Origin of the sequence: Stenotrophomonas sp. STK16_22, assembly GCF_051984505.1 — a bacterium.
In the GTDB taxonomy this organism is placed as follows: domain Bacteria; phylum Pseudomonadota; class Gammaproteobacteria; order Xanthomonadales; family Xanthomonadaceae; genus Stenotrophomonas; species Stenotrophomonas maltophilia_A.
Genome location: NZ_CP196972.1, coordinates 924,781 through 936,568, shown reverse-complemented (window position 1 = coordinate 936,568; position 11,788 = coordinate 924,781). Strand labels below are relative to the sequence as shown.

The following is an 11,788-nucleotide window of genomic DNA, read 5'->3' as shown; positions in this document are numbered from 1 at the left end:
GTTGGCCTCAGCGGAAGGCCGCGATGGTGGCCTTGGTATTGACCAGCACGCGCTGGTTGTCGGCGGTGCTGGCATTGCCCATCGGGATGCCGTTGTAGTTGATGTTCGGGTTGGACCAGTAGTTCAGGCGCGGGCAGCCGGCCGAGCAGTCATAAGCCATGATCGTGCGCCAGCGCGAACCGGAGGACGGCTCGTAGCGATAACCGTGCCCATAGGCATAGGGCGACGTGCTGGGATCACTGGCGATATCGTGCCGCGCACTCTGCAGGTGGCCGATCTCATGCGCGAAGGAGTAATAGCCGGTCGCGCAATCCCAGTACACCGCCGCGAACGCCGTCGATGCCGTCGAACCGATGCCCGAGGCCAACCCGCAGTAGCTCGTGTTGTTGATCAGCAGCACGCCGACATCGGCCGCAGTGTTGTTGCGGCTGGTGTGGATGCTGTCCATGTAGCCGTCGCTGGTGTTGCGGAAGCGGGTCAGGTCGGTGGTGAAGTTGCCGGATTCGGTGTAGCTGGTGGTTTCATAGCCGGCCAGCTGCAGGGTGATGCCCACGTTGCTGTTGACGTAGCCCTGGTTGGATTCGGCTACCGCCAGCTGCACCAGCGACTGCATGTTGCCGCCATAGGCCGTTACCGCTGCATTGGTTGCCACCACCAGCACGCGGATGGTGGCCGGGGTACCGGACGAGGCCTGCGCGATGCCGATGCGGTCATTGTTGCCCATCGGGATTTTCGGCAGCTGGTTGTAGTCGGCCGGATGGTCGGCCGGCATCCGCGACTCATCCACTTCCACCAGTACATGGCGGTTGCCCAGTGGGCGCAGGCGATACAGCTTGCCGTCCTTGCGGATCGAACCGGTGAGGGTGTTGCCCGAACGCACCAGGATCACTGAATTACCAGGATCATCCTGGCCATTCGAAGTGGCGGCAGTCAGCCGATCGGACGGCGAGCGCAACTGGCCGTACCAGATGCTGCCGCCATCGGGCAGGGCTTCCACCTTGCTGCGCACCGCCTGCACACGCTGGCCAAGCAGTTCGAACTCCAGCTGCGGCTGCGCAGTGGCAGCAGCGTCGACACGCACTTCCTGTACCGTCGCGGTGGACGGGGTGGCCAGCAGCTTGCCCAGCGCGGGCTCACTGTTTGCCGATGCGCGGCTGATGACCGTCACCGGCTCGAACAACGGTGCCGCATGCGCGGCCGCTGCCACCGACAAACCCAACACCAGGCCACCTGCCGCTTTGCCAATCGATCTGGACAACATTGCGTCGCTCCTTGAATGATGTGAACAGCGTTGATGCAGCACGCCCGGGTCTACCGGGTCTGGCCATCTGGCCTGCGCGGGTCGTGTGAATTCAATAGAAGATGGGAATGAAAATCAGGAACTGTGATCGACCGCATCTGCGTTAAGTAAGGTCAAAAGCGTCACTACACTTCGCCAATACACCGCTTTCGCGCTACCGTGACGCAGCCACGACGGGGAATGCACATGGCACCATCGCAGGACACGGACGAAGATGTCGGCTTGCTGCGGATCGGCCTGTTCTTCGATGGCACCCGCAACAACGCACACAACCTGGCACGCGGTCGCCCACAGGTTCCGCAGCCACGCCCGGCGCAGCTGCGCGCGGATGATGATTCGACCTACCAGAGCCGGCTGACCAGCAGCTACGACAACGGCCTGACCAACATCGCGCGCCTGCAGCAGCTGTATCCGGACAGCCGCCGCGATGCGATGGCCGCGCCTTGGCTGTCGATCTATGTCGAGGGCGTGGGGACCCGCGATGAAGCCGATGACGACCTGATCGGACTGGCCTTCGGCATCGGTGCCAGTGGCGTTCGCGCGAAAGTGCAGCGCGCGCTGCAGGTGCTGCTGCCGGCGGCACTGGCCGAGCTGTCCGCGCGCTGGCAGCGACCGCTGCGTGGCGTGCAGCTGGATCTGTTCGGCTATTCGCGCGGTGCTGCCGCGGCACGTGATATCGCAAACCAGCTGCAGGCCTGGGACAGCGCGCGCTGGCGCCAGCTGCTGCAGGGCGCCGGCCTGCCCTGCACTGCGGACTTCGCCGCCGTCACGCCGGTGCTGCGCTTCATCGGACTGTTCGACACCGTGGTTGCAGTCAATGGTGGCCGCGCCGATGAACACCCGCAGCTCGCCCTGCGCAGTGGCATCGCGGCACACGTCGTGCAACTGGCCGCGCGTGACGAGCATCGCCAACACTATCCATTGACCAGCGTCGCGCCAACGTTCACCGAGATCGCCCTGCCCGGCGTGCACGCCAACATCGGCGGTGGCTACAACCAGTTGGAAGAAGGGCCCAAGCTGCTCAGCCGTCCACGCCGGCAGCAGCTGCGTCGCCCGCCGGTTTCCGACTACCAGGTCCCCCCACTGGCGTTGCTGCAGGCCACCACGGCCTACGCCGAAACGCAGGCCGACGCCGAACGCTGGCGGCAGCAGCTGGGCGTGGGTGAAAAGGAGATCTGGGTGGATGTCTGGCACCAGTGGCAGCAGCAGCGTCGCGCCGGCAGCCGCAGCGTGCTGTTGTCGCCGGTGCTGTATGTGACCGCCGCGGTGGTGCTGCGTCGGCGCATCGACTGGCGTTACCAGCTGATCGCACTGCAGGTGATGCAGCAGCAGGCCATCGATGCTGGCGTGCAATGGACCGCCAATGCCGCTGGAGTTCCCGGCTGGGAGCTGCCGTCCGCCCTGCAGCCGATCGCACGCCGACTGGTTGCCGGACAGCCGCTGACGCAGACACAGGAGGCGCTGCTGCGACGGCGTTACCTGATGCAGTCGGCGCACTGGAACTTCGATGCACTGGGCGACACCGCACTGACCTACGCCGCCGATGCCGGCGTCAGCGAACTGCCGTACCGGCCGGGTCCCGGCCTGTTCTACATCAACCGGCCAACGGTGGATGGCAAGCGCGTGGTGTTGCCAAACGCATGAAAAAAGGGACGGAGGGGATTAAGTCGTTTGTGCCACAAACGACTTAATCCCCTCCGTCCCCTTTTCTTCAACCGGCCTGTTCAATCAGGTTGGCCAACTCATCCGCATCGAACCCGGCCAGCAGGCGCGCTTCGATGTTGAATGGCCCATGCAGGTAGCCGCCGGCGTACTCCACCAGCAGTTCCTTGAAGCGCGCACGCGGCTCGACAGCGGCGCGGTCGCAGTACCAGCGATACCAGCGCGAACCGGCAGCGACGTGCGCCACTTCCTCGCGCAGGATCACTTCCAGCACATCGGCGGTTTCGCCATCGCCGACATTGCGCAGCTTCCCGATCATGCCGGGCGTTACGTCCAGGCCGCGCGCTTCCAGCACGCGCGGCACCAGCGCCATGCGTGCCAGGCCGTCATGGGCGGTCTTTTCGCACATTTCCCACAGGCCGTTGTGCGCTGGGAAATCGGCATAGTCGTGACCATGCACCTGCAGGCGTTCGCGCAGCAGCATGAAGTGCCGCGATTCGTCGTCGGCACAGCTGACCCAGTCGGCATGGAACGCCGGCGGCAGGCCACGGAAGCGGTATACCGCATCCCAGGCCAGGTCGATCGCGTTGAGTTCGATATGGGCGATGGCGTGGATGAAGGCGGCACGCCCTTCCACACCGCCCAGTCCACGCCGCGGCACTTCACGCGGATGCACCAGCACCAGCTGCGCCGGCCGGCCGGGCATGCGGATCGGCTCCGGCGGCGGTGCATCGGCCTCCACCTTCAGGCGGCCAGCACGGAACGCGGCGGCATAGGCCTGGGTCAGCGCCACCTTGCGCAGCGGGTCGGCTTCGGCCAGGCACTGCTGCGCAGCGCGCAGCAGGTCGCCACCAACGTCGGGTACATCGACCACGCCTGGACCTCAGGCGCGGCGCTTGTGCTTGGCGTCGTCCGAACGCAGCTGCTGGATGCGCTCGAAGTAGCCCGGCTCGATACCCGTCGGGTAGTGGCCGTTGAAGCAGGACGAATCGAAGTTGCGCAGCGCCGGGTTGCCCTCGCTCACCGCCGCTTCCATGTCTTCCAGGTCCTGGTAGATCAGCCAGTCGCAGCCCAGGTGGGCTTCGATCTCTTCCACGGTGCGGTTGTGCGCGACCAGCTCTTCGGCCGCCGGCATGTCGATGCCGTAGATGTTCGGGTAGCGCACCGGCGGTGCCGCGCTGGCCAGGTAGACCTTGCGCGCGCCCGCATCACGGGCCATCTGCACGATCTGCTGGCTGGTGGTGCCGCGCACGATCGAATCGTCCACCAGCAGCACCACGCGGTTGCGGAACTCCAGGTGGATCGGGTTGAGCTTGCGGCGCACCGACTTCACGCGTTCGCCCTGGCCCGGCATGATGAAGGTGCGGCCGATGTAGCGGTTCTTGATGAAGCCTTCGCGGTACTTCACCCCGAGCACGTTGGAGATCTCCAGCGCGGCATCGCGCGAGGTATCCGGGATCGGGATGATGGTGTCGATGTCGTGGTCCGGGCGCAGGCGCAGGATCTTCTCGCCCAGCTTGATGCCCATGCGCATGCGCGCCTTGTGTACCGAGACGTTGTCGATCATCGAATCCGGGCGCGCGAAGTACACGTATTCGAAGATGCACGGGGTGTGCTCGGCCGGCTCGGCGCAGATCTCCGAGAACAGCTCGCCACGCGCGGTGATCACCAGCGCTTCGCCCGGCTGCACGTCGCGCACGCGCTGGAAGCCCAGCACGTCCAGCGCGGCCGACTCGGAGGCGACGATGTACTCGTCACCTTCGGCGTGGCTGCGCTTGCCCAGTACCAGCGGCCGGATGCCATGCGGGTCGCGGAAGGCGACCAGGCCCAGGCCCAGCACCACGCTGACCACCGCATAGCCACCCTTGCAGCGGCGGTGCACGCCGGCCACCGCGCGGATGGCCGCTTCCGGGCTGAGCTGGCGCTGCTGCTCCAGTTCATAGGCGAACACGTTCAGCAGCACTTCGCTGTCCGAATCGGTGTTGACGTTGCGGCGGTCCTGCTCGAACACCTGCTGGCGCAGCGCTTCGGTGTTGATCAGGTTGCCGTTGTGGGCCAGCGCGATGCCGTACGGCGAATTGACGTAGAACGGCTGTGCCTCGTCCATGCCTTCCGAACCGGCGGTCGGGTAGCGCACATGGGCGATGCCGACGCTGCCTTCCAGGGTGGACATGGTGCGGGCATCGAACACATCGCGGACCAGGCCGGTGGCCTTCTGCACGCGCAGGCGGCTGCCGCTGGCGGTGGCGATGCCCGCCGCATCCTGGCCACGGTGCTGGAGAACGGTCAAGCCGTCATACAACTGCCCGGCGACGTTCTGGTTGCCGACGATTCCGACGATGCCACACATGGTGCGAGGTCTCCGCTGGGCTGTGCCCAGTTACAAGGAAGGTGGCCGTACCTGGCCGCGGTGGTCGCCGCGCGCGCGGTCGACGTTGGCCGGATCGCCCGGCTCGATACTGTCCGGCAGTGCAGGAGCGTCCGGGCGCACTTCGGCCGGATCGTAGGAATCGCCCTGTTCCGCTTTCGCAGGCCGCAGCCATCCGCTGCCTGCCACTACCTGGTTGAGGATGCCATTATCGCCTGCCGCGCCCGGCTTTCCCAACCCGGCGCCTGCGTTCTTGCCCAACTCCATCAATGCAGATGGGGACAGCGCGTCGGTCGGCAAGGCCTTGGGCAGCAGATCGCCCCCGGGAACCTCCCAGTGCGGCAGTTTGCGGTTCATCCAGGCCACGGTCGGGTTCAGCAACGGACGCACCGCCGAGCGCTGCCACGAGGGTTCGGCGGTCAGCGGGGTGAAGCTGCCCAGCAGCAGCAGGACCGCGGCGATCAGGCCGCCTCGCACCGCGCCCAGCACCCCGCCCAGCAGGCGGTCCAGGCTGGTCAGCATGCTGCGGTGGACCAGGGCCTTGATGACCATGCCGATCACCGCGACCACGATCATCACGCCGATGCCGACCCCCAGGTAGCCACCGACGAAGTGCTCGCCTCCGGGGGCCGCCGGCGCGGCCCACCAGTGGGCCGCGTCATTACCGAAGGCGAAGGCCGCCCACGCGGCCAGCAGCCACGACAGGGTGCCGATGACGATTCCGACGAAGCCGCGCAGCATCCCCAGCAGGGTCGAGGCGGCGATCACGATCAGCAGCACCACGTCGATCATGGCGCCCCTCTCCTTCGGCGGCGCTGGCAACGGGGCTGCGCGTGGGTCATGGGTGCGGTCGGACCATGCCGGCCACGCCGACCTTGGCGGCGACCTGCGCCTTCAGCTGCTCGGCGTCAGCGCGGTTGGCCACCGGCCCGACGCGGACGCGATGCAGGGTTCCCTTGTCCGTGCGCACCTGCTCGACGAAAGCGCTGAAACCAGCGGCACGAACCTTGTCGCGCAGGGCATTGGCATCGTTGGCCTGACCGAACGCGCCCAGCTGCACGGCAAAGCCGACGCCGCTGGCAGCCGGTGCTGCCGGTGTGGTCGGCACCGTCGCCGGCTTGCTGGCGGTGGCCTCCGGCTTCGGTTCGGGCTTCGGCGCCGGCTTCGGCGGTTCCGGCTTGGCGGCCGGCGGCGCGGTCGCCGTTGGCGTGCTCGGCGGCAGGCTTTCGCTGCGGACCGGGTTGCCGCTGGCCGAGGGCGCAACAGCTGCGGACGGGGTGCTGGCGCTCGGCGCAGCCGGTGCCGGGGTGGCCGCAACCGGGGCACTGCTGCCGGCCGCCGCGTCCAGGGTGATCACTTCGGCCTTCACATCCGCACGGATCTTCACCGCCTGCAGGCGGGCCGCTTCGGCCTGGGCACGGTCGGCGTAAGGTCCAACGCGCACGCGCCATGCCTGGCGGCCGTTGATGGTGGCCGCTTCAGCGAAGCCCGGCAGCTGCGAGCGCTTCAGGTAGGCGATCACCGCATCGGCGTCGGCCTTGCTGCCGTAGGCACCGAAGGTGACCGCATAGTTGCCGGCGGCGACTGCCGGCGAGGTGTCCACGGTCGGCGGCGTAGCCGGCGTGGCAGCCTCCTGCAGCGGCTTGGCCTGCCCGGTCTGCAGGCCGGTGGCACCACCGGCCGGGGCGACCAGAGGCAGCTCACGGGTTTCGAACTGGCCATCGGCCGGCGCATCCGGCGCGGCGATCGGCACATTGGCGACACCGCTGTCAGGTGCGGGTCCCTTGACCAGCATCGGCAGGAAAATCACGGCCAGTGCCACCAGCACGATGGCACCAATCAGACGCTGTTTCAGAGGCGTATCCACGTGAGGCAGGCAACTGTCCGGAGATTGCCGTCGATTATACGGGTGCCGGACCGGCCGGCGTCGGCGTTGGCTGAACGCGGATCAGGCGTCGCCCTGCAGCCACTGCAGGGCCGCAGCGGCGGTATGGAAGGAGCCGAACACCAGCACCCGGTCACCCCGCTCAGCCTGGGCCAGCACCTGCGCCAGGGCCTGTTCGACGCTATCGGCCAGCGGTGCCTTGGCCGCCACCGTACCGCTCAGGCGTGCCTGCAGCTGAGCGGCGCTCTGTCCACGCGGACCGTCCAGCCCGGCCAGGGTCCACTCGCCCACCACGTCCTGCAGGGCCTGCACCACACCCGCCGCGTCCTTGTCCTGCAACGCGGCGTACACCGCCAGGGTGCGGCCGGCTGACACTTCGGCCTTCAGCGCACGCGCCAGCTGGCCCGCCGCCTGTGGGTTGTGGCCCACGTCCACGCGGATCTGCACGCCGTCGCGCTCGAATGCCTGCATGCGGCCGGAGATACGCGCTGCTGCGATGCCCGCGGTCCACGCAGCACGCGGCACCGGCTTGTCCAGCGCGCGCAGGGCGGCGATGGCAGCACCGGCATTGGCCAGCTGGATCGGGCCGGCCAGCGCCGGGGTCGGCAGCTCCATGCGCAGGCCGACGTCGCGCCAGCGCCAGCGCTGGGCGTCGATCGGCTCGTAGAAGTAATCGCTGCCGCCGCGGATCGCGTTGGCACCGACCAGATAGGCACGCGCCAGCACGCTGGACGGCGGATCGGTCTCGCCCAGGATCACCGGCTTCCAGCCACGGATGATGCCGGCCTTCTCGGCGCCGATCGCTTCGCGGTCCTCGCCCAGCCACTCGGCATGGTCGATGTCCACGGTGGTGATCACCGATACATCGGCGTCGACGATGTTGACCGCATCCAGGCGGCCGCCCAAGCCCACTTCCAGCACCGCCAGGTCCAGCCCGGCGTCGGCGAACAGCTGCAAAGCAGCGAGCGTGCCGTACTCGAAATAGGTCAGCGTGGTGTCGCCGCGTGCCGCTTCGACGGCATTGAACGCAGCAACCAGCGCCGCATCGTCCACGTCCTGCCCGTCGATGCGCACGCGCTCGTTGTAGCGCAGCAGGTGCGGCGAGGTGTAGGCACCCACCTTCCAACCGGCAGCACGGCCGATGGCCTCGATGAAGGCCACGGTGGAGCCTTTGCCGTTGGTGCCACCGACCACGATGGTGCGCCCGGCCGGCGCGCCAAGACCCATCGCCGTGGCCACAGCGCGCACGCGTTCCAGGCCCATGTCGATGGTCGCCGGGTGCTGGCGTTCAATGTAATCCAGCCAATCGGCCAGGGTGGTCGGGGTGTTCGTCACGGCAGTGCTTCCAGCAGGTACAGGTGGTTCGGTGTGGCGGGTCAGAGTGCGCGGTGCTTGGCTTCGCCGAAGAACGGCGTGTGGTGGGCGCAGTCGTTCAGGCGCACCACTTCCAGGCTGTCCAGGTCGGCGCCTTCGAGCAGGTTGAGCGTGGTCGGTGCCTGGCGGAAGGTCCACAGGCGGGAAATCGGCAGGCCCAGCACCTTGCACAGGATCACGCGGTTGACCGCATCGTGCGCAACCACCAGCAGGGTGTCGTGCTCGCCGAGGCCTTCGGTGGCACGGGCCAGACCACGCCAGCTGCGTTCCAGCACCAGCCGCAGCGATTCGCCACCGGGCATCAGCACGGTATCGGGCTCCTCGCGCCAGGCCTGCAGGCGCGACGGATCCTTTTCGTTGATCTCGCTGGCGAGCAGGCCTTCCCACTCACCGTGGGCGATTTCCTGCAGCTCCGGCTCGGTCAGCAGCATGTCGGCACGCGCGGCGCCAAGCGCCAGCTGCGCGGTGCGCTGCGCGCGCGACAGCGGCGAGGCGACGGCACGGGTGATGTCCACCGAGGCCAGGCGGGCACCCAGTGCCTGGGCCTGGGCTTCACCGATCGGCGAAAGCGGAATATCGATCTGGCCCTGGTAGCGGCCTTCGGCGTTCCATGGCGTTTCGCCGTGGCGGGCAAGCAGGATGCGCATGCGTGCAAGGGGTCCTGGGGGAGGAGGTTTCCGCGTTTCGTTCACATCCTGTGAAGTACGCGGAACAGGGATGATACCTGTTCGGCGCACCGGGCCGGGCCGGGCATGAAAAAAACCCGCGACCTGCGTCGCGGGGTTTCGGAAACTCCGGCTATCTGGTCGAGGTTGCCGGCCAGCGGCCGGCACTACCCTCGGTACAGGCAGTAGATCCACGCCATGCGTGGATGGACCGCCCGGAACCGCGAACCTTACTTGACCAGGTTCAGTTCCTTCAGCAGCTGCGGCGCCGGCGCCACTTCCTGCATGATCCACTGCATGTAGCGGCTGTCGACGGCGATCATGCGGGTCATCACCGGGTCGAACACCCAGTTGGAGCTGACCGATTCCCAGTTGCCATCGAAGGCCAGGCCGACCAGCTTGCCGTTGGCGTCCAGCACCGGCGAACCCGAGTTGCCACCGGTGATGTCCAGGTTGGACAGGAAGTTCACCGGCACCGAACCAATGCGCTTGTCTTCCAGGCCGCCGTAACGCTTGGCCTTGACTGCATCAAGCAGCGCCTTCGGCGAATCGAACGGATCCTCACCGGTTTCCTTCGCCGCCACGCCTTCCAGGGTGGTGAACGGGGTGTACTTTACGCCGTCCTTGCCATAGCCCATGACGTTGCCGAAGGTGATGCGCAGCGACAGGTTGGCGTCCGGGTAGACGAACTCACCCTGGCTCTTCTTGTAGTCGGCCACGGCCTGCAGGTACAGCGGGCGCGCGGTCAGCGATTCGCCTTCGCGGATCTTCTTCTGCTCTTCCTGCTTCAGCAGCGCCGGCATGACGGCCACGGCGTACTGGATGGCCGGATCGTTGCTGGCCTCAAACGCGGCGCGGTCGGCCTTGAACCATTTCAGGCGTGCGTCCAGGCTGCCCAGCTCGGTGCCCGACAGCTTGCCCACCAGCGACTTCACCGCAGCGGCATCGCTGCCGGCCAGCCACTTGTTCAGCACTTCGTTGTCGCGCTGTGCGGCCGGCAGGGCCACGTACTGGTCCAGCCAGTAGGCCTGCAGCTGCTGATCCATCTTCGCCACGTAGCGGCGGTCCATCTGCTTCAGGCCACCTTCGATGGTGGTCAGGTCGCGTTCCTGGTAACCGGCTTCGCGTTCGGCATCCGGTTTGCTGCGCTCGATCGACAGGCGGTACAGGGTGATCGCCGCGCCAACGGCCGAGGTGTTGTTGAACTGACCGACGAACAGGTCGCGTTCGCGGGTCGACTTGCTGGTATCCAGATGCTTGAGCAGCTGCGCGTGGGCGGCCAGGGCCGGCTTGCCGGCAGCACCCTGCTTCTTCAGCCAGGCCAGCACGGCGGCTTCTTCAGCCTGCTTCTGGCCGGCGGCGTCGATGCGCTTGAAGCCTTCCAGCTGGCCCAGGTAGTTCTTGGCCACGTTGTTCATGCTGGCGGCGGTCGCTGCGTACTTCACCTTGACGTCGGCGTCGGCCTTGCCGGCATCGGCGATCATCTTCAGCACCGCGTTGTAGTGCTTGGCGATGGACGGGTAGGTGAAGCTGGCGGTTTCGTTGAACTCACCGGCCAGTGCATAGCGGTTGGTGCGGCCGGGGTAGCCGGCCACCATCACGAAGTCGTCGGCGCCCAGCGGCTGGTCGGCGAACTTCAGGAAGTGCTTGGGCTGGTACGGCACGTTGTCGGCGGCGAAGGCGGCCGGCTTGCCGTCCTTGCCCACATAGGCGCGGTAGAACGAGAAGTCGCCGGTGTGGCGCGGCCACATCCAGTTGTCGACGTCGCCGCCGAACTTGCCGACGCTGCCCGGGGGCGCGTAGACCAGGCGCACGTCCTTGATTTCCATGTTGCGGAACAGGCGGTAGGTGTTGCCGCCGGAGAAGCTGTACAGGCGGCAGCGGAAGCCGGCATCGGCTTCACAGGCGGCGACCTGGGCCTTGTCGAAGGCGTCCAGCGCGCGGCTGCGGGCCAGCGGATCGTTGCCGGCGCCAGCAATGGCGGCCTTGGCCTGGGCGGTGACGTCGGTGATCTGGTCGAGCACGAACACGCGGGCGTTCGGGCCGGCGCTCAGTTCGTCCTTCAGGGTCGGCGCGTTGAAGCCGTCCTTGATCAGGTTCTTCTGCGCGGTCGAATTCAGCTGGATGGCGCCATAAGCGCAGTGGTGGTTGGTGACTACCAGGCCCTGCGGCGAGACGAAGCTGGCGGTGCAGCCGCCGAGGGCGACGACGGCGCCCATCGGGTCGCCGGTCAGGTTGGCCAGCTGTTCCGGGGACAGCTTGAGGCCGGCCTTCTGCAGCGGGCCGGCGATTTCCGGCAGCTGCTGCGGCACCCACATGCCTTCAGCGGCATGGGCGACCTGGGCCAGCCCAAGGCTGGCGACGATGGAGAATGCAAGCAGGTTCGAGCGCATGGAGCGGCCCCTGGTAGTGGAACCTTCGATTGTAGCCCGCCGCCCTGCCCCGGCCCGAACCCCGGAAGTCATGGGCCTGCTTCTTGCTCTGCCACGCGCACGTGGGCCGCGCACACGGAAATCGTCCAGAGGGGGCGTGGT

The 11,788-nt window shown here is 67.2% G+C and carries 9 protein-coding genes; 1 reads left to right on the top strand and 8 read right to left on the bottom strand.

The genetic code is table 11. From position 1 onward, the window contains the following. Window positions 1–7: 7 nt before the first annotated feature. Window positions 8–1,261 carry a zinc-dependent metalloprotease gene (locus ACSYAO_RS04245; protein WP_032129071.1) on the bottom strand — a complete coding sequence of 418 codons (1,254 nt, stop codon included), beginning with the start codon at window positions 1,259–1,261 and terminating at the stop codon, window positions 8–10. 225 nt (window positions 1,262–1,486) lie between these two features. Between ACSYAO_RS04245 and ACSYAO_RS04240 the strand changes: the two genes are divergently transcribed. Then, entirely contained in the window at window positions 1,487–2,944 is a 1,458-nt protein-coding gene (locus tag ACSYAO_RS04240) for a DUF2235 domain-containing protein (protein WP_049462830.1), read from the top strand. Between the two features lie 67 nt (window positions 2,945–3,011). On the opposite strand, the gene ACSYAO_RS04235 is transcribed toward ACSYAO_RS04240, so the two are convergent. From ACSYAO_RS04235 to ACSYAO_RS04205, 7 genes are all read right to left on the bottom strand, one after another. Further along, entirely contained in the window at window positions 3,012–3,836 is an 825-nt protein-coding gene (locus ACSYAO_RS04235) for a ferritin-like domain-containing protein (RefSeq protein WP_049422611.1), read from the bottom strand. A 9-nt stretch (window positions 3,837–3,845) separates the two neighbouring features. Continuing rightward, complete coding sequence (gene purF, locus ACSYAO_RS04230) at window positions 3,846–5,312, bottom strand: amidophosphoribosyltransferase (protein WP_032129068.1); 1,467 nt, start codon at window positions 5,310–5,312, stop codon at window positions 3,846–3,848. Between the two features lie 30 nt (window positions 5,313–5,342). Then, window positions 5,343–6,122 carry a CvpA family protein gene (locus ACSYAO_RS04225; protein WP_049463446.1) on the bottom strand — a complete coding sequence of 260 codons (780 nt, stop codon included), beginning with the start codon at window positions 6,120–6,122 and terminating at the stop codon, window positions 5,343–5,345. Between the two features lie 46 nt (window positions 6,123–6,168). After that, the gene (locus ACSYAO_RS04220; protein ID WP_049463442.1) at window positions 6,169–7,197 is read right to left on the bottom strand and encodes an SPOR domain-containing protein; all 1,029 of its coding nucleotides are present in this window, start codon (window positions 7,195–7,197) and stop codon (window positions 6,169–6,171) included. An 81-nt stretch (window positions 7,198–7,278) separates the two neighbouring features. Next, the gene (gene folC / locus ACSYAO_RS04215) at window positions 7,279–8,550 is read right to left on the bottom strand and encodes a bifunctional tetrahydrofolate synthase/dihydrofolate synthase (protein WP_049463441.1); all 1,272 of its coding nucleotides are present in this window, start codon (window positions 8,548–8,550) and stop codon (window positions 7,279–7,281) included. A 41-nt stretch (window positions 8,551–8,591) separates the two neighbouring features. Next, complete coding sequence (locus tag ACSYAO_RS04210) at window positions 8,592–9,236, bottom strand: histidine phosphatase family protein (protein ID WP_010483945.1); 645 nt, start codon at window positions 9,234–9,236, stop codon at window positions 8,592–8,594. A 248-nt stretch (window positions 9,237–9,484) separates the two neighbouring features. Next, window positions 9,485–11,647: a S46 family peptidase gene (locus ACSYAO_RS04205; RefSeq protein ID WP_049463439.1), complete on the bottom strand. Its 2,163-nt coding sequence runs from the start codon at window positions 11,645–11,647 to the stop codon at window positions 9,485–9,487. Window positions 11,648–11,788: the final 141 nt, after the last annotated feature.

Excerpts from the sequence above, each read along its gene's own strand:
- ACSYAO_RS04245 (WP_032129071.1), bottom strand. The coding sequence starts at position 1,261 with ATGTTGTCCAGATCGATTGGCAAAGCGGCAGGTGGCCTGGTGTTGGGT.
- ACSYAO_RS04240 (WP_049462830.1), top strand. The coding sequence starts at position 1,487 with ATGGCACCATCGCAGGACACGGACGAAGATGTCGGCTTGCTGCGGATC.
- purF (WP_032129068.1), bottom strand. The coding sequence starts at position 5,312 with ATGTGTGGCATCGTCGGAATCGTCGGCAACCAGAACGTCGCCGGGCAG.
- ACSYAO_RS04225 (WP_049463446.1), bottom strand. The coding sequence starts at position 6,122 with ATGATCGACGTGGTGCTGCTGATCGTGATCGCCGCCTCGACCCTGCTG.
- ACSYAO_RS04210 (WP_010483945.1), bottom strand. The coding sequence starts at position 9,236 with ATGCGCATCCTGCTTGCCCGCCACGGCGAAACGCCATGGAACGCCGAA.
- ACSYAO_RS04205 (WP_049463439.1), bottom strand. The coding sequence starts at position 11,647 with ATGCGCTCGAACCTGCTTGCATTCTCCATCGTCGCCAGCCTTGGGCTG.